The 20,927-nt window shown below is 42.5% G+C and carries 23 protein-coding genes; 2 read left to right on the top strand and 21 right to left on the bottom strand.

Translation table 11 applies throughout. The annotated features are described in order from the left end of the window. The 5 genes from G587_RS22125 to G587_RS0108965 form a co-directional block, all read right to left on the bottom strand. The gene (locus G587_RS22125) at positions 1–723 is read right to left on the bottom strand and encodes an ATP-binding cassette domain-containing protein (protein ID WP_051200922.1); all 723 of its coding nucleotides are present in this window, start codon (positions 721–723) and stop codon (positions 1–3) included. A gap of 121 nt (positions 724–844) precedes the next feature. Next, entirely contained in the window at positions 845–1,594 is a 750-nt protein-coding gene (locus G587_RS0108980; protein WP_026491956.1) for an EFR1 family ferrodoxin, read from the bottom strand. Positions 1,595–1,851: 257 nt separating this feature from the next. After that, positions 1,852–2,454 carry an HD domain-containing protein gene (locus G587_RS22120; RefSeq protein ID WP_035786233.1) on the bottom strand — a complete coding sequence of 201 codons (603 nt, stop codon included), beginning with the start codon at positions 2,452–2,454 and terminating at the stop codon, positions 1,852–1,854. A gap of 28 nt (positions 2,455–2,482) precedes the next feature. After that, positions 2,483–3,760 carry an MFS transporter gene (locus G587_RS22115; protein WP_242830058.1) on the bottom strand — a complete coding sequence of 426 codons (1,278 nt, stop codon included), beginning with the start codon at positions 3,758–3,760 and terminating at the stop codon, positions 2,483–2,485. A gap of 331 nt (positions 3,761–4,091) precedes the next feature. Further along, positions 4,092–5,333, bottom strand: a complete 1,242-nt coding sequence (locus G587_RS0108965) for a S41 family peptidase (protein WP_026491955.1) — start codon at positions 5,331–5,333, stop codon at positions 4,092–4,094. Between the two features lie 244 nt (positions 5,334–5,577). Here G587_RS0108965 and G587_RS0108960 point away from each other — a divergent pair, with 244 nt between their 5' ends. Then, positions 5,578–6,057 carry a hypothetical protein gene (locus G587_RS0108960; protein ID WP_026491954.1) on the top strand — a complete coding sequence of 160 codons (480 nt, stop codon included), beginning with the start codon at positions 5,578–5,580 and terminating at the stop codon, positions 6,055–6,057. A gap of 117 nt (positions 6,058–6,174) precedes the next feature. On the opposite strand, the gene G587_RS0108955 is transcribed toward G587_RS0108960, so the two are convergent. The 16 genes from G587_RS0108955 to G587_RS0108880 all read right to left on the bottom strand — a co-directional run bounded on the left by G587_RS0108955 (position 6,175) and on the right by G587_RS0108880 (position 19,259). Continuing rightward, the gene (locus G587_RS0108955) at positions 6,175–7,455 is read right to left on the bottom strand and encodes a hypothetical protein (RefSeq protein ID WP_026491953.1); all 1,281 of its coding nucleotides are present in this window, start codon (positions 7,453–7,455) and stop codon (positions 6,175–6,177) included. Positions 7,456–7,635: 180 nt separating this feature from the next. After that, positions 7,636–7,905: an acylphosphatase gene (locus tag G587_RS0108950; RefSeq protein ID WP_035786228.1), complete on the bottom strand. Its 270-nt coding sequence runs from the start codon at positions 7,903–7,905 to the stop codon at positions 7,636–7,638. Positions 7,906–7,967: 62 nt separating this feature from the next. Further along, complete coding sequence (locus G587_RS0108945; RefSeq protein ID WP_026491951.1) at positions 7,968–8,651, bottom strand: MBL fold metallo-hydrolase; 684 nt, start codon at positions 8,649–8,651, stop codon at positions 7,968–7,970. Positions 8,652–8,698: 47 nt separating this feature from the next. Beyond that, positions 8,699–9,253, bottom strand: coding sequence for a GNAT family N-acetyltransferase (locus G587_RS0108940; RefSeq protein WP_026491950.1), 555 nt, complete (start codon positions 9,251–9,253; stop codon positions 8,699–8,701). 60 nt (positions 9,254–9,313) lie between these two features. Further along, a complete protein-coding gene (locus G587_RS0108935; RefSeq protein ID WP_026491949.1) occupies positions 9,314–10,828 on the bottom strand; it encodes a sensor histidine kinase in 1,515 nt (504 codons plus the stop codon). Continuing rightward, the gene (locus G587_RS0108930; protein WP_026491948.1) at positions 10,816–11,478 is read right to left on the bottom strand and encodes a response regulator transcription factor; all 663 of its coding nucleotides are present in this window, start codon (positions 11,476–11,478) and stop codon (positions 10,816–10,818) included. Before G587_RS0108930 ends, G587_RS0108935 begins: the two co-directional genes overlap by 13 nt. A 175-nt stretch (positions 11,479–11,653) precedes the next feature. Beyond that, a complete protein-coding gene (locus G587_RS0108925) occupies positions 11,654–12,451 on the bottom strand; it encodes a lantibiotic immunity ABC transporter MutG family permease subunit (RefSeq protein WP_026491947.1) in 798 nt (265 codons plus the stop codon). A gap of 2 nt (positions 12,452–12,453) precedes the next feature. Further along, on the bottom strand, positions 12,454–13,194 hold the full coding sequence (locus G587_RS0108920; RefSeq protein ID WP_242830057.1) for a lantibiotic immunity ABC transporter MutE/EpiE family permease subunit: 741 nt from the start codon (positions 13,192–13,194) through the stop codon (positions 12,454–12,456). A 69-nt stretch (positions 13,195–13,263) separates the two neighbouring features. Further along, complete coding sequence (locus G587_RS0108915; protein ID WP_026491945.1) at positions 13,264–13,974, bottom strand: lantibiotic protection ABC transporter ATP-binding protein; 711 nt, start codon at positions 13,972–13,974, stop codon at positions 13,264–13,266. Then, positions 13,952–14,143: a hypothetical protein gene (locus tag G587_RS0108910; RefSeq protein ID WP_026491944.1), complete on the bottom strand. Its 192-nt coding sequence runs from the start codon at positions 14,141–14,143 to the stop codon at positions 13,952–13,954. The genes G587_RS0108915 and G587_RS0108910 overlap by 23 nt, the downstream gene beginning before the upstream one ends. Continuing rightward, positions 14,144–15,301, bottom strand: a complete 1,158-nt coding sequence (locus G587_RS0108905; RefSeq protein WP_026491943.1) for a macrolide family glycosyltransferase — start codon at positions 15,299–15,301, stop codon at positions 14,144–14,146. Positions 15,302–15,330: 29 nt separating this feature from the next. Beyond that, positions 15,331–16,254: a GNAT family N-acetyltransferase gene (locus G587_RS26620; protein ID WP_330364425.1), complete on the bottom strand. Its 924-nt coding sequence runs from the start codon at positions 16,252–16,254 to the stop codon at positions 15,331–15,333. Positions 16,255–16,272: 18 nt separating this feature from the next. Beyond that, positions 16,273–16,737, bottom strand: a complete 465-nt coding sequence (locus G587_RS0108895) for a GNAT family N-acetyltransferase (RefSeq protein WP_026491941.1) — start codon at positions 16,735–16,737, stop codon at positions 16,273–16,275. A gap of 14 nt (positions 16,738–16,751) precedes the next feature. Beyond that, on the bottom strand, positions 16,752–17,300 hold the full coding sequence (locus G587_RS0108890; protein WP_026491940.1) for a GNAT family N-acetyltransferase: 549 nt from the start codon (positions 17,298–17,300) through the stop codon (positions 16,752–16,754). A gap of 416 nt (positions 17,301–17,716) precedes the next feature. Further along, the gene (locus tag G587_RS24370; RefSeq protein WP_051200921.1) at positions 17,717–18,286 is read right to left on the bottom strand and encodes a histidine phosphatase family protein; all 570 of its coding nucleotides are present in this window, start codon (positions 18,284–18,286) and stop codon (positions 17,717–17,719) included. A 100-nt stretch (positions 18,287–18,386) separates the two neighbouring features. Further along, the gene (locus G587_RS0108880; protein ID WP_026491939.1) at positions 18,387–19,259 is read right to left on the bottom strand and encodes an SPL family radical SAM protein; all 873 of its coding nucleotides are present in this window, start codon (positions 19,257–19,259) and stop codon (positions 18,387–18,389) included. Between the two features lie 278 nt (positions 19,260–19,537). Here G587_RS0108880 and G587_RS0108875 point away from each other — a divergent pair, with 278 nt between their 5' ends. Continuing rightward, positions 19,538–20,899: a TrkH family potassium uptake protein gene (locus G587_RS0108875; protein WP_026491938.1), complete on the top strand. Its 1,362-nt coding sequence runs from the start codon at positions 19,538–19,540 to the stop codon at positions 20,897–20,899. The last annotated feature ends 28 nt before the right edge of the window (positions 20,900–20,927 follow it).

Here is a 20,927-nt window from a genome sequence, read left to right as displayed (position 1 = left end):
TTAGCATGCCTTCTGTCCTTTCATGATTATGTTCAAATAGAATTCCTCGAGAGAATCAGCCTCGTCCATATAGCTGTTCTTTAATTCATCTGCAGTTACCTCTGTTACAAGCTTTCCTTCTGAAATAATTCCAAATACTGTTGCAACCTTCTGAAGCTCACCAAGAAGATGACTTGATATCATGATCGTCATTTTCTTTTCCTCATTGAGCGCCTTTATAAGCTCTCTCATCTCGATTATTCCCTGAGGATCAAGTCCGTTTATGGGTTCATCAAGTATGAGAAAATCCGGCTTTCCAATAAGCGCCATGCCGATGCCAAGTCTCTGCTTCATTCCAAGAGAAAACTTTCCTGCTTTCTTTTTAGGCTCTCGTGATAATCCTACAAAATCAAGAATGGACCGTATTTCTTCCTCGTCATAGAGTCCCATTGAAATTGCCTTAAGCTTCATATTGTCATAAGCGTTAAGATACCCGTATATTCCGGGGCTTTCAATAAGACATCCGACCTTTCTAAGGTAATGCTCTCCCTCCGCCGTCTCAATCTCACCGGAAGAAGGAGTCGCAAACCCTACCAGCATTTTCATAAGTGTTGTCTTACCTGCTCCATTTGGTCCAATAAGACCGTAAATATCCCCTCTGTTAATGTGAATATTCATATCCTTTACAGCCTCAAAGGAACCATATCGTTTGGTCAGGTTGTTTGTTTCCAAATAACTATTCATTTTGTTCCTTCCTTTCTCTGCTGAAACAGTCATTATTTACAGTATGTAATGTAATACATAAGAAAAGCAGAGCTCCCCTTTTGCACGGATGATGCTCTGCTTTACACTAATATTGTAGAATTCATGAAGTGATTTTTAATTCTTCAAGGCTAACGTGAGGATTTCTGTATCTGGCTGAGCTCTTTTCCTTCCTGTGATGAATTGCATTCCGTGGACAGTTCTGCAGACAGGCTCCGCAGCTTATACAGTTGCTGTCAAATATAGGACTGCCTCCTACAATACTGATATTCTTCATGGGACACAGAGAAACGCAGGTTCCGCAGCCCACGCAGTCTGCTGAAACACTGATCATGTCCGTAATCCCCACTCCGGTCTCGAACTCGTAATTCTTTAGATGATTCTTAGTCATAAGCTTTTTAAATGGAGAGTCCTCCCTGATAAATCTTTTGTGGTCTGTGATGTCCGCAAGCAGCTCATCTATCTGAGTCTGCTGCTTTTTACTGTCGCCCTTTTGCTTAGCCATGTCTGAAAAGGTTATGCAGTTTTCAGCCATCTTAAGGCGATTGATATAATCAAAGCTTCTGCCATTTTTCGTCCTGATCCCGGAGAGCTGTCCGCATACTGCTCCGGGGAAAAAGCCATAGGTAGCTACGGCAAACAGATATGTTGTCGTAATGGATGTTTTCTCTATGAACTCTACAATAAACGGTGGAACGCAAAGTCCATAAACCGGAAAAACAAGCCCCACTTCTGTATCTTCTATTTCAAAATTTTCTTCATGGATACATTCCGGTATCGATAGGAGCCTGCCTCCAATACGCTTTGCAACATACAGACAATTGCCTGTAGAACTAAAGTACAATACTGTCATGATGTGACCTCCTGATTTGAAAAAGTGGACCTGGGGGACGGGGTTCCTGGTCCATTTTTTGGTCCTATAACTCCGTCCCCATAGACCATTTACTTTGATACACCATCTGTATATCCATTAAACTGTATAGTAACTATAGGCTTTACATAAAAAAACAGACCCGAATTCACTTATTCGGATCTGTTTTACACTGTTTTATATGATATTCTTATCAAGCTCTTCTTCAAAGCTTATAGACCATCTGCCACGCAAGCTCTCTAGAATCCTTCATGACAAGCCCTGATACCTCCACTTTCCAGATAATACTCTTCCAGGAAATCCAGCATATACTTATGTCTCTTCTGCGCTATCTTCTTAGCAGCATCAGTGTTCAGTTCATCCTTTAAGAGGAGAAGCTTATCATAAAAATGCTGTATGGAATCTGACAACGGTCTTCCAACCTTCCCACCGTACGCGAAGGTTCTGGCGATTCCTATTGCCCCGATAGCATCAAGTCTGTCCGCATCCTGAACAATTTTTCCTTCTGTCGTTGTAGGACTTTTTCCTCTGTTTTGGCTAAATGACACTGAATTTATTATACAGCAAATCTGCTCTATCGTTTCTGAAGGTATTTCGTTCTGTTCCATAAATGACCTGGCATTCATGTTGTTTTCCGTATTGAAAAGCTTGTGGTCATCTGCATCATGTAATAATGCAGAAAGCAGTACTACAAAGCTGTCCACTTCGGGATATCCTTCGATAATAGCCTTGGCATTATGATATACACGCATTGTATGATCTGCCCCATGGCCATCTGAATTACCCTGAAAAAGCTTATTAACGTATTCAATAGCGTCACTGATTATCGTGTCTTTGTTCAATACTCCTCCTTGTTTCTTCCCATGACTATCAGTCTGTATACTTGTACCTTTTCATGATCTGCCCTGAAGTTATGCAGATAACGGTTCCTGTAACTCCAAGAACAAACATCATGAGAGCTGCGCCTGAGCCCTTTCCGGTTCCGAAAAGCATAGTCCAGAATGCGCTGTCTTTACTCATTTCCATAAATGGCTCGCAGATTGTATCAACGAAAAATCCTCCAAGGAACAGGCCGATGGGAATCGTAAAGAACTGCAGTGTATTTCTGCAGGCATACACTCTTCCCTGAAGCTCTACCGGGATGACATTTCTCATTATTACATTCTGATTGGCAGCCATAAGCGGTACAAATACCCATCCTATGATTTGTCCGATGCACCACAGAACGGGACTTCTTGAAAATGCCAACAGGAAGTTTTCAATTCCCAACGCAAAAAGCATTGTCAGATATATGACTCTGACTCTGTCCTTCGGCTTTGGCAGGATCATTGGTAAGAAGCTTCCTGCTACCATAGCCACGCCTGAACATGCTGTTACAATTCCATACACGCCGTTACCTGCTCTTGGAATTACAAGTGCAGGAAGTACCGCATCAAAAGCGGATGCCGTAAGGTTAACACCGGACATGAACAGAATTACCGTAAGTATCAGTGGTGTTTCCTTAAGGAACTTAAGTCCCTCTTTTGCAAGCTTAAGAACGCTGTCGTTATTGCTCTCACCATCCTGAATCTCGGGAAGTCTGATGTAAAGAAGTAACGCCATAAACGCTATTGCAAAAGTCAGAAGGTCTACAGCTATTACCACATCAAGCCCCGCCAGCCCATAAAGCGCTGAAGCAATTAGTGGATTCCCTATAGAAATCAGGGACCGTGACAATTGCTGGAATCCACTGGTCTTCTGATAATGCTCCTTTGGAACGATCAGTGTGTATGCCACCTCTGAAGCCGGCTGCTGTACAGTATTCATCAGTCCCGAAAAGGCATTGATGACGTACAGATGCCACATAACAAGCGTATCCGTCTTGTATAACACAAATACAATAACCGTTGTTAACGCAGCCAAAAAATCGCATATGAGCATAGTCTTCTTTTTATCGAATTTATCTGTTATCGCTCCAGCGAAAATGCTCATTATGACATAAGGTGCATAGGTACAGATTGTCAGCATAGCTGTGCTAAGTGCTGAACCTGTCTTTTCATACATCCAGAGTGTCAGTGCGAATCCCGTTATGGCACTTCCGAGCTGTGACAGGCTCTGAGTGCTCCAAATTATGTAAAAATCTCTTAATTCCTTTATTCTGTCTTTCATTTTACCCTCCATACAAATATGATTTCATTCATTTGCATGGAGCATATACGCTGCAATTGATCATTTTCCCTTCTCCTTGTTTTCCTATTTTCAGTTCTAATACATTATCCGGAAAAAAGCCAACTTCTCACTGAATTTAAGCCTTTTTGCACAGATTTTTCGTATACTTGACACACCCCTTCCAAAGATGTGGTATTGATATCACATCACATAGTTTTTAATACCACATGTAAAGGAGTTAATATGCAGATATCTATCAGAGAACCCGGTAGTGCACTTACTCATTTAGCGGCCATGCTTCTGCCATTTCATCTTCATGTATCAGTTTTTATTATGACGTAATCTCCTCAAGCACAGCTTCGAGCATTACATCCTTCTTGATCTGCTCGGGTGTCCAGGGGATGTACTTATCAACCGGCACGCCTCTCTGAAGAAGTCCCTTGCCATGGTCTATTCTACTGTCCCTGGATGTGGGATACATAAACTGGAAATCATCAAAGCTTACCATGTTGAGGTTAGAGTAATCTGTAATACCGCAGGTGGGGCGTCCCACAACAGTTACTTTTGGTGAAAAGCTCATGGCCTCCACAAAAGCATCTCCTGAAGAACCACAGCCCTCATCGGTCAGAACCCAGACCTTTTCAGGATTGGCCTTACCTGTAAGTCCCTTGAACATATCCTCATCTTCATCGACAAAGCCCTTGCCCCTGTTTGCATCAAGATCAGCAAGCATCTTATCTACCATGGGTTTGACGTCCTCAGGAACATCATCCCCGAAAAAGCTCTTAAGAAGCTTAAGACGGTCATCACAGTTTCTTTCTGAATAGTTTATCGCAACGGGATATTCAGGCTTAATGTAGTTATCAACAGGCTCTCCTGCAGGAAAGCTATACTCTATAAGAGGTATGAAGCAGCCATCTGCACCGCCGCCGTTACCCCTGACATCAACTATAAGATTTTTACACTTTTCAAGAGATTCCCTGCAATCCTCATAGAGCTTCGCAGTTGCCTGTGCATCCACAAAATCAGCAAATCTGAGGTACAGAGTATCATCCCCGTAGCTCCTGGAATAATACTTTTCTTCCGGCTCAGGCTCTGTATCAAGTACAAGTTCCAGCTCTTCCTTACTGCCATCCTCATGCTCTACAGATATGGTCTTATAGTATTTCAAAAATGCAGGCCACAGTCCTCCCTGTCTCTCCTCGCTTTCATCCATCAGCATGTTCTTTTCACGCTGTGCAACCTCAGAGACAGGCATGGAATCAATAGCTGTGATCTTATCCCCGGGCACAAGTCCTGTACCATTGTTAGCTTTGGTAACGTAGAGCACGTCTCCTTTTCTCATCACGGAAAAGCCCACATATCCACATGCATTGTCAACGAATTTCAAATGTGCCTGAATTTTAAATGTCGACACATAATTCTGAACCAGATGAAGGAACTCCATTCTGTCCATGTCATCGGTTATCTGCTTTTCATATTCCTCAAAATTACCTGCACCAAAATCAGGATATGATGCGGAATCGTTTTTCATAATGCTGACAATTTCTTTAAAAATCTCTGAGTACGTCATAGAATCCTCCAACAAAACACAATAATCTATATTATATAGGGCTCAATACTTTTTTAAAATATTTTTAATATATATTATGGTCGTTTGATATACTGTAATCATCAATAGTCTTTGGAATCTGAACCTCTATCTTATGCTTACTAAATGTAAGGAGATAAAACATGACGAATTCTTTAGATTTTCCGCATAAATACTCAGTTATAATTAATTGTGGTAATTCATACACTTTTGAAGGGGGATTTTTATGAATAATTTTTTTCGCAAGCTTTTTTCAACCACACTAATTTCATGTCTGTCTTTAAGCATGTTCGCATGCGGCTCGCAATCAACGGGGCAGGTTGCTGTCGAAAATGCAGGCACGTTATCATCTGATGATATGCTGCTTATTAACGAGGAAGTTGTTCCGAAGAGCAGTACTCCTGCCGGGGAAGAGGATGACACTCGTAATGTACAGAAATTATCCAATATGGGAATGACTCTTCCTCTTCCTGAGGAATATGTAAATACAAAAGGTTTCATTGAATACCAGGATATAGATCTTAGCGATGAGGGTTTATATTTTGCAACTGCCAGCTATATAGGTATACCCAAAGAGAAATATGATGAAATGGTAAGCGGCGGCATGAGCGCAGAGGATACTGACTATATTCTCACAACTCCTCTCAAGGGAGCACGCATTAATGTCTACGAAAAGAGAATTGACAATCTTCTTGAAAACAGATAAATATTTGTAAATTAAAAATCACTTCCTGCAGATGCTCAAAGCAGTGCAGGAAGCGTTTTTTTGCAAATAAGGAGTATTGAAAGGAAATATATATATTTTTGTTTGCCATGTAAGCACTTATGTCACAGGTAACTGATGTCTTGAAAGTTTCTTGGGGAATGGTCCTTCCATGGTAAAAGGAATTCCCAGTTCTTTAAGTACATCGCAGAAAGCATTTATATATTTATCTGTAGACAGCATCTGCATAAAGCAGACAAATATCTTATCGCCCACAGAGGTTACTTCCAGCATCACATGTCCTTCCACAATGGCGGCAAAGGATTCGATATAATCAGCCACTTCACCCCAGTCAAGCTGACCGGTATAGTTCACATAATAGGTTCCGTGCTTGGCTCCTTTTCCTGTGGACGGGTCGTTTTCCTTCATGTATTTTTTCTTGGCTTTAATGCCCTTAATGCCATCAAGCTTTTCATACAGCCCAAGCTTTCCCCGTATCTCTCTGGTACTTACGGTAGGATCTGTCTGTAGTATTATCTGCCCTCTTGTCATTGTTCCAAGCTTTTCCATATCCATCTTGAGCTGTTCTCTTGTGTAATCTATATGGATGTGGCTTAAGACATCGCAATGCGCATTCCCCATACCGATATTGGCAGACAGGTTATGGGCCATTTCTCCGCCTATAGCAGCGACCTTTGCAGGAAGCAGTCCATCCAACGCCTTTGCAACAGCAACCAGGAAAAAGGCTGCTACGCTGGAATCGGTTCCTTTGGCATAGGTCATGATATCCTTTTGATTAAAGGTGAGAAGACGATAATTATCATTTCTTGCAAAGGGATTGAGTAGTGCATTCAGGTAATCAAAAATCAAAACATGAGGGTTCTTGCTGGCATACTCATAAATGGGCTCATCCTTTGGAAGCATATCCAGCGTGGGTTCATCCATCTCGCCATCAAGAAGCGGTTCCCCGGGTTTTCTGATGGACGGAGCGTTGGGCTCTACTCCATACTTATCTGCCACATACTGCCAGAGCGTTGTCATGATCCATGGCTGTAATCCGCGGCCTCCGCACATGGTATGTGAGATATTAAAATAGATATCCTTTCCATCGCACTCCAGAAACAACAGATGACCATTTGCCTCCTTGCTTCCAAGTAGCGGAGTTTTATCTCCCATGGGAAGCACGGCGACCTCTTTATCATTTGGTACGCGCACGTAAGAGCCGCTTTCATCGACTTCGACCTTCACGGCAAAATATGGATATCTTTTTATGGCTTTGTTGGCAGCCACTCTCATGACATCAATATCAACAGGTTCCTTCATTCTTAGCTTTGCCCTTACAACAAAGGCAAATCTAGACTCATCTTTGTATAACGGATATGTATCAAAGCTGTATTTCATTGTCGGCCTCCCTCTCATGAGTCATCGTTTGTTTATGTTACAGCTATAAAAGTCCTCCCTTTTCTCCTGTCTGTATTCTTTTGACTTTTTTGGAAGTAGTCTTTTCAAATAATGCTAAGCTCTTTCATATTCTTTTGTATCCCCCCTCAAGAAATATATCTGTGTTTGTCTAATTTTAATTTAGTAGTCGACCTTAAAGCTTCGCTCATCGGGCTCCAATTCGAGCTTATTCTTATCTATTCTGTCTATTTCTATAAATCTTCCACGGCCAATCTGCTGGATGAACATATCAATATCCTCGTCCCGTCCCTGAACCTCGCAGGTAACAGAGCCGTCATATTCATTCCTGACGTAGCCGGTCAGTCTGTACATATTAGCAGCATGCAGGGCCGTGTATCTAAAACCAACTCCCTGAACTCTGCCGTAGAATTTTAATCTGTATCTTTTCATAATCCCAATATACTATGGTAATGCGTGTCGGACAATACCATCATGCTCCAAAGTGCTAACTATTAAATTCCTGCTGTCAGATCAGCCAGCGTGTCTGACGTTTCAACAGGAACCCAGTGACCCTCAACGCATATCTCCGGACTAATCTCTTTTATGTTATCAGCAAGCTTTCTGCAAAGCTCCTCACTTTTATTTCCTGTAAAGAAATCGTCTCCTGCGCAGTCTCCAATGAAAAGCACCTTATCCTCGCATACATAAATAAGTGTGGAATCATCTGTGTGGGGCGCCGGTGTTTCCATAAGCTTTACATGGATGCCGCCAAGATCAAGCTCCATGCTGCCTTTAAATATCATGTCAGATAAAGTTACTACTACAGGGGTGTTCCCTGCATATTCATGTCTTATACTTTCATGGAGTGAGAGGAACTCCCCGGGACCATTCTTCTCTATTTTTTCCTTCCATGCTGCAAGGTATTCATTTGTCTTTTCATTGGAAATACATAGTCCATTTACTGCATGCATGCCGAAGGTGTGATCCCAATGCCAGTGTGTAAGAACTGTAAGGCTTGGCAATGGCAGATTTTCTTTTTGTAAAAGGGTATAAAACTCCTTCGTGTGATCCTCTGAATGTCCCGCATCAATTGCAAGGCTCCAGTTATCACCCTTTACATAGCCAAGATTCGGTCTGTCTCTTTCTGTTTCAAATGGCATGTACCATATATGCTCGGTCTGTCTCTTTAATTCCATATTAAGTGCTATGCCCCCTTTAAATATTATCTATAGCCTTAGAAAAATCAGCTGTCCAATATATTTACCATTATTATTTCATCGCAGTAGGTTCCATCCTTGAGTTTGAAGGCTCTTGGATTCATGCCATACTCCTTGAAGCCACACTTTTTATACACGTGACGGGCGATGTCGTTATCACTATATACTCCAAGCTCCACCTGCTCGAATCCGTTTCTTTTTGCCTGCTCAAGTGCAAGCTTCATCATGAAGCTGCCAAGCCCCATCCTGGTATAATCCTGAAGTATAGACATCCCAAGATATGCTCTGTGAAGATACTTTATGTGGGGCTTTATCAGCATTACTCCCAGCTCTCCAACAACCTCATCTCCATAAAAGGCTGTTACCATGAAGTCTCTTTCACTTTTTTCTATATCTTCAAGAACGCTTTTTAACCGCTCTCCGTTAAAGGGACCATCTTCCGGCTCTCTTGCCAGAAAGTGCGTCTCCGCTGCGGTTGTCTCCCTTAGTGCTTTTATCTTCGTTGCATCCTCAGGGCCTGCACTTTTAATGATGAGCTCTCGACCGTCCGGTAATGTGAATTTTTGTTCCTCTATTTTCATTTTGTCTCCATCTACTGTTTTATTTGCAAAATAGTCTAAACAAAGATTTTAGTGTCTCGCTTAAGCCGGCTGGCAAAATGTAATCTCTACCTTTGCTCCACCTGTCTCCTTGGAATTTGAAAGCTCTATGCTGCCACCATGCTCCTTGGCCACTCTCTTTGCAAAGAAGAGACCGATACCATAGTGAGAGCCGCCGGTTCTACTGGTATCATCCATGAAGAACTGCTCGGTGCCATGGGCAAGAGCTTCAGGTGTGAAGCCGCTTCCTGAGTCCTCAACTGAAAAGGTAAGTCTGGAAATAGTAAGATCCTCTGATGTGTTGTTGGTACTTTTAAATTTGTTTCCGGAGTTATCTTCAAGGATGGAATTGGCGATGGTAATGTTTATCGCTCCGCCCTCAGGTGTGTGCTCTGCAGCATTTCTTATTACGTTCATAACAGCTCTCACAACCTGATCATAGACAACATTTATTACAGCGTTGTCATCCTCTAAGTTTGTCACAGGCTGTCCATTGTTGTCTGTCGCTCCGCTAAGCTCACTTCCTGATTCTCCCTTCCAGTTTACCTTTAAATGATAAACCTCTGAAAGCCCCATTGTCTGCTTCTTAATGTCGCTAAGGAGTTCTGAAACCTGAACCTTAACAGGCATCTGCTTAACTCCCTCCTGGGACTTTGTTACCTCTATCAGTGTCTGCACATAGTTCTGAATCTGAATTGCACTTCCTGAAATATAGTCGGCATAGTTTTTCTGCTCATCTGTAAGCTCAGTCTCAAGAAGAAGCTCCGAGTTACCGCGAACCACTGTAAGCGGAGTCTTAATGTCGTGGGCGAGAGCTGACATCTGCCTGTTCTTTTCCTGCTCGGTCTTCCACTGCTTCTGAAGAGAGGTCTTCAGCGCGTATCGCATATCGTCCATTGAGGCAAGACACTCGTCAATCTCTCTTACTCCTGAATATGTAACCTGAAAATCGAGGTTCTGATCGCCGATCTCTTTTATCGCATCCCTCATGGTTGTCAGCTTGGACCTGATTCTTTTTCCAAAGCCAACCGCAAATATCTGCATGATTATAAGGCACCCAACTATAATAAAAATCGTCAGGAATTTTTCAGGATCAGGCAGATATCTTCGAATAAATCTCGATTTAAACTGCGGTGTTATACTATATTGCAAAACAACATACTCATCGGTTCTAGAAATAACCTTGTAAAAATATTTATCATTTATGGTTCGATTGTTTGCCGCATTCCATGCTGATTTTAATGAATCTTCTGCCAGGTTACCCAAGAGTACTTCCCCATCCTTAGAAAACACCACATAGCTGCAGAAATCCGGAATCAGATCCTCCGTAACCTCATCTGCATTTATTATGTTTATATAGATGTCATCAATCTGTTCTTCAGCGTAGTTTGCAGGATAAATCTCACCGTAGGTTATCAGCACATTAAACAGAAACCATGAAAAAGCCACCCAGAGAAGCAATGCAAATCCCATCAAAAATGTATAGGTTTCAAACATGCTCCCAAGGCTCCTGATTCCCCTCTTATTCTTTTTGTCCTTACTTCTTACTCTTCCCATTTATATCCAATCCCCCAAACTGTTTTGATTGGCATGTAATCGTAGCCTGACAGCTTTGTTCTGATGTTTTTTACATGTGTGATTATCGTGCTGTCGCTACTGTCGCTGTCATATCCAAGCACCTTTTCCAGTATCTGCTCCTTTGAAAAAATCTGGCCACGGTTCTTTGCCAGAAACTCGCAGATATCGTACTCAGCCTTTGTAAGAGTAATCTGCTTTTCATCAAGCATCATCTGTCTGGCCTCAAGCATGAAGCAGATTCTTCCAAGGGAAAGTCTTGCTACATGCTCACGCTTTTCCCTTCTAAGGTGCGCTCCTATCCTGGCCCTAAGCTCCATAACCCCAAAGGGCTTGCAGATATAATCGTCTGCTCCGAGAGCCAGCCCGTTCACAAGACTTGTCTCATCCGTCTTGGCTGTGATAAATAAAATCGGACAATCCACCTGATTCCTGATTTTTGTGCATAGCTCAAATCCATCTATTCCCGGCATCATCACGTCAAGAAGGATCAGGTCATAATTCCCCAGCTTGTCATTTTCTATCTTTGTCGGATCATCTAATTTTGTAACTGTGTGTGCGTCCTTTGTAAGGACATTCCCTATCATGTTTAAAATGGCGATATCGTCGTCAACTGCAAGTATGTTTGCCATATTTTCTTTTCATCCTTTTTTATTTCACTCTGTACTTAACTATATGCTTACGATTTTTGTGTATTTCGGAAGGGCACTACGTGTTTAATTTCTTTTTCGGACTTACTACAAGTAACTAAGCCGCAAAGCCTGTCTCATGATCATCCCATATAGATGAACTGCCGCTTACTCAGGTTTATTCCACTATCCTGCTTCTCTCATAGTTCCTGGCAAAACCAAAATAGCATACAAGGCTCAGTGCCAAAAATACCAGGTAAATCATGCATATCGACAGCCCCAAGCCAGCAAAACCAAAAATAAAGTTTGCAGGAAGCTTCGAGCCTGCCACAGTCCCCTCTACAGAATTCCCCAGCGCAATACCAAGGTACGCCTCAGGCATTCTGGCTGTCCATGAAAACGGCACGATTTTCCAGATGTACATTCCGAGATCAGTCAGTAAAAGAGCGCTGATAAGTCCCGAGAAAAATCCTGCACCGATGGTTACTCCTTTTCCAAACAAATAGGCAAGTATGGTATGCCAGATGTAAAGCGGAATCCCGGCAAGCCATATCAAAAGTGCTGCCGCGATGTAGACTCCCATTCCGGCACTGCCCTGCCCAAGGACATTCTCAAATCCATATCCAAATAAAACTGCTGATAAGATTAAGGCGACGATGCTAAACAAAACCAGTACTACTACCTTGGAAAAGAGCGCTGCGGTCTTGCTCTTCAAAGTAAGAAGATTCTGAAACGCTCCCGCATTTTGCTCCTGTTCCATTGTACTTGCTGTGAATATTCCAATCAATATGGGAAATGAAACTCCGAGGGTCTCATAAAAAGCCATTATCTTGTCAGCCTCATCAAAGCCACCTCCGGATACGGCGTAATATAAGAGAAACATTACGCTTACGATTATCGGAATAACTATATGTGCTACCAGCACAGAGCTTCTTTTCATCTTATAAAAATCTGCATGAAGGCATCTCATAAACATCTTTACTTCACCTCTCTTTTTTCAAACCAGTTAAGATACAGAAAGCTTAAAGCTACAAACCAGAATATTGAAATAATGATTCCCGGAAGGATCACTCCTGCATCAAGTAAAGGATTACCTGCCTCTGCCCTTAAGCCATTGGGGAGCACATGTAAAAGAGGAGTAACAACTCTCATCGGGATCGCAGATACAAAGAAAAACCATTTTCCTGAGGGCGCTGCTATAATTCCAAAAACTGTGATTCCAAGGCAGATTACAAGCTCTGCTATCATTCCGAACTTTTCACTTAAGAATAAAAACAGCGGAATCTGCCACAGCTCAACGATTGTAAGAACGACTACTGCTGCCGCTGCCCTAAGAGCCGGAACACTTGTTGTTAAGAGCCTTCCTCCAAGGAGTGCCCCGATGAACAGAAGCATATTTGAAATAAAAATAAGGCATCCTAAGTAAACAATTTTTCCAAGCATCAGCACTCTCTTATCTGTAGAAAGTGTTTTGAGATTGTAGTATCCAGTCTTCCTCTCCCTGACAACTGAGAGATAGCTTACGATTGCCAGCATACCCGGAAGAAGCAGTGTATACCACCAGTTCCAGGCGCTCTCCGAATATGAATTTATCATCCCTACTGTCAGCACAAACGCCATAGCAAGAGCAATAACAGGAAATGCAAAAATGAGCCTGCTGCCCATGGTTCTTCTAGATTTTAAAAATTCTGCCTTTACGATTTTAAACAACTTCTCCACCAACCTTTCCAAATTCTCAATAGTCTTGTTTCACCAGAATTTCTGTAGCTTCCACTAAGCCGCTACTGCTTACGCTGTATGCGCAAGCTTCTGATTTTTCCTCACAACATCCATGAAAAGCTCCTCAAGATTCTCACCCTGCTGCAACTTTCCTTCGTATCCCAAAACTCCGTCTGAGATTATTCCAACATAATCTGCTGTAAGCTGAACCTCAGATAAAATGTGGCTTGATAGAATTACTGTGATTCCCTTCTTCGGGAATGAACGAATAAGCTCCCTCAGTTCCTCGATTCCTATGGGATCAAGACCGTTTGTGGGCTCGTCCAATATCAGAAGCTTTGGATTTCCAAGAAGTGCAAGTGCAATTCCGAGTCTTTGTTTCATTCCGAGTGAAAACTGGCCTGCCCTCTTTTTTCCTGTATTTTCAAGTGAGACAGTTTTCAGGGCTTCGTCAATTCTGCTTTTATCAACTCCAAGAAGAATTGCTCTGACTTCAAGATTTTCTCTTGCTGTGAGATTTTCATAGATAGGCGGATTCTCTATCAGGGCGCCGATTTCATCAAGCACGCCTCTGTTCCAGGGCTTCCCGTCATAGATGATTTCTCCGCTTGTAGACTTTAAGATGCCTGTGATCATTTTCAATGTGGTGGACTTCCCGGCGCCGTTTGGCCCCAGGAGTCCGTACACACAGGCCTTTGGTATGTTAAGTGAAACTTTATTTACAGCTATCTGCTTTTTGAATTTCTTAGTAAGTTCATTAGTCTGAAGCATCATTTCCATTTTTAATCCCCTTCTTTCTTTTTCCAAGATTTATCCTGAAAATAGAATATGAGGAAAAAATAAAGATTTGATGAAGATACAAAATATTTTTAAAAAATGAACCACCAACCCCGTCCCCTAGGGCCATTCCGAAGCTCGATGAACCACCAACCCCGTCCCCTGGGACCATTTAGCTGCCTATCTGTTCGATAAAAGCGACAGCTTCTGCGATTCCGCCGGATTGCTTAAAGCTTTCCGAAACCTTTTCTGCTCCTTCTTTAAAACTCTTTTCCTTTATAATTCTTGTGACACTTTTGAAAATGTCGTCCTTTTCAATTGAAGGAAGCCTTAGGCCTGCACCCAGCTCCTCTGCTCTTTTTGCCACAGCATCCTGCTCAGGAGTCTGCGGAAAAAGAATAAGCGGGACGCCAAAATACAAACCCTCGGATGCAGAGTTCATACCGCAGTGAGTGATGAAGGCATCTGCAATAGACAAAACAGCCATCTGATCGACACTCTCATAAATCTCGATGTTGTCAGGGAGATTGTCAAAGTGATCCGTATTTGTTCCCATTGAGAAGATCACCTGGTAATCAGTTTTTCCAAACACATCAATGCAGTTCCTATAAAAATCGCGGTTCTGATTAATGGTGCCCATGGAAATATAAACCGTCTTCTCCGCGGTCTTTTTGAACTCGCAAGTTATAGGTCTGATGGAAGGGCCTACAAAATGGTATCTGTCCGAGAAGGTCTCCGAGCAGGGCTGGAAGTACTTCGACGTATAAACAATAGTGTTTGTATCGTTGTCGTTCTGAACAATGTCCAGAAGTCCTTTTACCGGATAGCCCTTATCCTGAAGGCGCTTAATCTGCTTATTTACCTTAGGCATCTCAACTATCATTTTCAAGGTTTCTCCAAGACCATGCTTCATATATTTTGCAGAGTATCTGTTGAAGGCGAATGTGGTTGTGGAGCAGATAAAAGGAAGTCTGTGCTTCATGGCAGCAAGCTTTCCCCAATAAGCGATAGAGTCTGCAACTATTACGTCAGGCTTAAGCTCCTCAATTTTCTCAGTAACCATCTCATCAAGAGCAAGTGTGGATGATACGAGAAGCTCGACCGCAAAGGCCTTATCCTTACCGACGCGGTCTGCGTTTTCCTTATCCTCCATGTTGAAATCATATCCATCACATGGAAAGAAAATTGCTCCGGCATCTTCAAGCTTTTCCCTGAACATCTCAAAGGAAAAATAATATATCGTATGTCCTGCTGCGGTCAGCGCTTTGACAAGGCCCAATGTAGGATTGGTGTGACCGTATGCAGGTATGCAAAACCATGCTATTTTCATATTTCTTACCCTTCAAAATCAAACAGTTTTTAAAGTGCCATCACATATATCTGGCAGGGATTAGCCTCGTCCCAGAGAAGCGGAAACACCTCAAATTCCTTAAAGCCAAGTGACAAATAGAAACGATTGGTATCATCATAATCATCGTATTTTCCCATCTGCACTGTCTTAACCTGCAAAAATTCATAGCCCTGGAACACTGCCTTTTCCTTAAGCCTGGCAAAAAGCCTTCTTCCAATTCCATCTCTGTGATACTCCTTTAAAACGCCCATTACATAGATTTCTGCTGTGCTTTTTCCTGTTTCAGTAAGGGTGATAAAGCCCACCGGCTTGTCATCATCAAAGGCTGCAAAGAAAATCTTATCTGCGCTTGTAACAATGTATTCCTCTCTGGTTTCGGGAATTCCAAACCAGTCCGTAAGCGCTTCAAGAATAAGCCTTGCAATTTTCTGCTTCTCCTCAGGGTCAGTCACTTCACGAATCTGGAACATTTCAGCTTTCTCACACTTTTCATTCTCCCAGTGCTTTCCCATGATCGCGAAATTGTTCGCAGCATAATATCCGGCTTTTTCATAGAAGTGCATGTGGTGCTCATCGTTTACTGATAAAAATTCGATATGCTCTGCGCCGTTTTCCTTAACAAGCTTCTCAAGCTCAGCAAGGAACTGTGAGCCGTAGCCCTTTCCCTGATAGCCATCAAAGATCACGATCTCCTCAAGGAAATATGCAAGGATGTCATCGTACTGCTTGTAATAGCCCATGACGAAGCCTGTCATGTTGCCGTTATCATCATACTGAACCAGGCACTTCGCACCATTCGTTGTCATTACCTGATGAATTCTTGTGTAAGCAGTTTCGTAGGTCCAGCAGCCCTCCTCCTGGCCGTTATAGTATTCAACATATTTATTTACAACTTCCTCTAATTCTTTTTTTGTAATGTCTGTGTATTTCATATCTAGCCTTTCAAAATTTTAAAGTTCTTTTTTCACAAGAACAATCTGCTCTGTTCGTGTTTCCTCTGTGAAACCATGTCTAAGGAACATCTCTACGGAAGGGTTATCGATCGCGATATCATCAAAAAGAATTTCGATGCCATTTTCCTTTGCTGACTGGCACAGCATATCCAAACCTTCACTGCCGTAGCCTCGGCCTCTGTACTTTGCATGGATTATCACATCTGTGACAAATCCCCGGAGAATGTCGTCAAAGCGGTATGCTATCTCGCCAACCAGCTCTCCCTCCTCATTTTTCAAATATCTGTAAAACCTTCTGTTCTCATGATTAACGATCCAGTGGTCATACCAGCCCTGCCACTTCTTCTTGGGAAACGGAACCGTCCCGCCCCAGGTGTGGTTGTAGGACATGGTCTCCTCGTCCTCCATCATGGTCTTTTTAAACCACAGATCCTCATATTTTGGTGTGTATAAACTCAGCATGAAATCCCCCTACTTTAACCTATCTTCTTCTCCATAAGATAGAATCTGCCTTTTCTCCAATCAGCATGTCCGCGCTTCTCGTAGCCATTCTTTTCATAGAGCCTCAGTGCGAATGGATTCTCTGAAAAGACGTCAAGCCTCACGGAATCAAATCCCATATCCACCAGCTGACCCTCGATTTTATCAAGAAGCTTTTTACCTATTCCCTTGTTCTGCTGTCCCGGAGCCACGCACAATCTGTGAACTATACAGGCGTTGTCATACTCCCAGCTGGCATTGTTGTAGGCATCGTCGTACTCTGTACTTATAACGTAAATCGCAGCGAGATTGCTGTCTGTAAGCTTCTCATTATTTGTATCAGCACTACTTTCTTCCGAATCGAGATTGTCATCATCAATTACCACATATAATGTCTGTTTCTTTATATCATCCTCAAAATCTTCCTTTGCAGGGTAAATCTCATCCCACTGCTCTATCCCCTGCGAGGACATAAGCTCCTTCGCGGAGTCTACCATCCTGCTGATCTCTTCTACATCTTCAAGTCTTCCTAATCTGTAATTCATTTTTTCCTCCAGTAATTATTTCTAGTATTACAATTCAGTCTATATACATTCTATTTCTTTTTTGGTTGACCTTAATGATCATCTTATATTAACCTTTACGTCAATTTTCTATTTTTCTTTTCTACCGGCGTACATAACATGCCTCTTTTTCTGGTAGCTTGCAACCGGTATTCTAATTTGTTCGCGCATAGACGTAACGGCAACCGAGAAGTTACTCCCGCAGATGAACCAATATGGGATAATCCTCCCTCATAGACTGAACGCTCCTTAAAACAACAGTTCATCCGTGCAACCGGTATTCTAACTTGTTCGCGCATAGACGTAACGGCAACCGAAAAGTTACTCCCGCAGATGAACCATAATGTAATAATTCTTCCTCCCGACGTAACGCCCACTCCCCACAGCCCTTCTACCTGTCACACAGGAAAAAGAATCCTAAACTCGGCTTCCTTCCCCTCTTCCACCTCAACACACAAGGCATTGCCCTGAATAATCGGATATTCTCTGTCCCAATAATTCATCTTGTAATCTGACAGCACATCACGAAGCGCAGTCAGGAATGCACCGTGGGATACTATCATCACTCTGGCATCCTTGGAAAATGAATACTTATGAAGTGCCTTTCCTGCCCTCTCGCATAAAGCCTCATAGCCTTCAACACCGTACTGCGGATCTTCAAAGTCAACGCCGGAGTTCCAGTCTACACCCTCAAGCTTCCCAAAATCTCTCTCAATAAAAGCAGGGTCCGTTATAATGTCACCGGTAAATCCGATCTTGTCTGCGATGATGCGGGCACTCTCTCCTGCTCTGCCCAGAGGGCTTGAAATCATGGCATCTACCTTAAGTCCGATACCAGCCATCTTATCCGCAAGGTTATTCATCTGTAAAATGCCGTCAGCATTCATGGGAATATTTGCATGTCCCTGGAGCCTGGTTTCAAGATTCCAGTCTGTCTGCCCATGTCTTACAAGATAAAAAATCATCATCCAATCCTTCTTAAAATATCCTTCTTTGAAAGGCCGTTGCAAATTCCTAACATCAAAAACAGCCATACATATAAGTCCGAATAATTATCAATTTGTTACATCAAAATAAACTCATCTGCTCATATTTTTCCGGAAGCTCACGCATATAGTTAAAGCAGTCATCCGGTTTATAGAGCATATCATTTTTCCTGCACACCTTCCTGAGAAGTGCCATCAGCTCCTTTGAATTCGGGCTTGGCAGCTCATAGGAATTACCGTAGCTCTCAATATATTTCTTTTTCAGTCCGGGAAAATGCCTATCCAAAGCTTCATAGTAATACTCTCTGTCGCCTTCCCTGAGTGTCAGTCCCATTCCGAAATCTATGATTCCCTTAACCCCGGCATCCACGCAGGCATCAAGTATCTGCCCCACGTTCTCTCTGGTGTCATTTATAAAGGGAAGAATCGGTGTCAGCCATACTATGGTAGGAATCCCCCGCCTTTGCATCTCCTTAAGGATCTCAATTCGCCTCTTTGTATTACATACATTTGGCTCTAAGATACTGCACAGCTCATCATCAAAGGTCGTCAGCGTTATCTGGACCACACATTTTGCCTTCCTGTTTATTTCTTCAAGAAGATCGATATCCCTAAGGATCCTGTCGGACTTTGTCTGAATGGCTAGACCAAACTCGTAGTCCCTGATTATCTCAAGACACCTCCTTGTAAGTCCCAGCTCCATCTCGCAGTGCATATAGGGATCAGACATGGAACCTGTTCCGATCATGCACTTCTTTCTCTTGGACTTAAGAGCTGCCTCAAGAAGCTGCGGTGCATTCTGCTTAACCTCAATATCTTCAAAGGGATGCGTAAACTGATAGCACTTACTCCTGCTGTCACAATAGATACAGCCGTGAGTGCAGCCACGATAGATATTCATCCCACAGCCTCCACCGCTTGTGGTCAGTATTCCCTTAGCATCAACAAAGTGCATTTTGCCTCACTTTCCACATTCCTTTTAATTCTTAAAGCCTGTTTTAGTGTCATTTTTATATCAAAAAACAAAACACCCATAGACTTTATTATAGTAAACACAACATGCTGCTGCCAAGAGCAACCCCACGGATTTTCTCTATATTTGCACTGATTTTATTTAGTTGTTGTCACACACAAATGCTTGTAATATACTGATGTAATGATTTTTGGGAAAAAGCTGTGCTATAGGAATATAGCCGATTAAAATACCCGTTCAAAAAAGAGGAAATTATACATATGAATTTATCAAGAATATCATCCATGAGATTGATTCCGCTGAGCTTTCTGGTGGCAATTCTTTTTGGTGCTTTTTTACTGACACTGCCGATCTCATCTGCTGACGGTGCCTGGACGAATTTTGTCACAGCACTTTTTACCGCGACTACCTCCGTCTGCGTTACCGGACTGACGGTAGTTGATACCTCCAGCTACTGGAGCACCTTCGGACATGTAGTTATTCTGTTTCTTATACAGATCGGAGGTTTTGGTATCATCACCGTCATCTCCATGATAATGCTCCTGTCCCGGAAGAAGTTCTCCCTCAGTGAAAGGAAAATGCTTCAGGATTCCCTTAACCTCGATACGGATTCAGGAATTCTGAAGGTCCTTGTAAAAATCTTCAAGGGCACCTTTTTCATAGAGCTTCTTGGTGCTGTTATCTATTGCTTTGCCTTTGTTCCGAGGTTCGGACCTGTGGGTGTATGGTATTCATTTTTCAATTCCATATCCGCCTTTTGTAACGCCGGCATAGATATCCTTGGCTCCGACAGCCTTATGAGCTACTCATCAAATCCACTGGTTCTTTTTAACACAATGGCACTCATAATTCTCGGAGGCCTTGGCTATGTAGTGTGGTTTGATCTTGCAAGCATTGTAAAGCGCGGTGTACAAAAACGGTTCCTCCCCTCACAGATTTTTGCAAGATTCAGTGAGCACACAAAGCTTGTATTGTCATTTACATTTATTCTTATAATGGTTGGCTGGATCACCATATTTTTTGCGGAATATAACAATCCTCTGACCCTTAAGGACATGACTCTTTTTGATAAGCTGACCAACAGCCTTTTTGAATCAGTCACCTTCAGAACGGCTGGCTTTGCTTCATTTTCACAGGCAGGACTGTCTAATACCTCCTGTGTTGCAGCCTACATTCTCATGTTTATCGGTGGCTCCCCCATAGGAACTGCCGGCGGTATTAAGACCGTGACCTTTTTCCTTGCTATGATGGGAATAATCACTTATATTAAATCCGAAGATTCCAACATAATCTTCAACAGAAAAGTAAGTGATGAATCCATGAGAAAGGCCTCCGTCATCATGTACGTAAGTATGTTTTCAATTCTTGTATTTACACTGATGCTGGATGCAACTAATACTGTTAATCTGCAGGATGCATTTTTCGAGGTTATAAGCGCCCTTGCTACTGTCGGTCTCACAAGAGATCTCACCACAACGCTTAATACCGCAGGCCGACTCATCATCATAGTCTGCATGTATCTTGGAAGAATAGGTCCCATCTCCATGGCGATCTTCTTTGCAGGAAGAAGCAAGCCTAAGAATCAGCGCAGATATGTAGAAGGTAAATTCTTTGTGGGTTAATCCACGATAATGGATTTTGAATCAGATA

This window comes from Butyrivibrio sp. XPD2002, assembly GCF_000423945.1.
In the GTDB taxonomy this organism is placed as follows: domain Bacteria; phylum Bacillota; class Clostridia; order Lachnospirales; family Lachnospiraceae; genus Butyrivibrio.
This window is presented reverse-complemented; position numbering and strand designations above follow the sequence as displayed.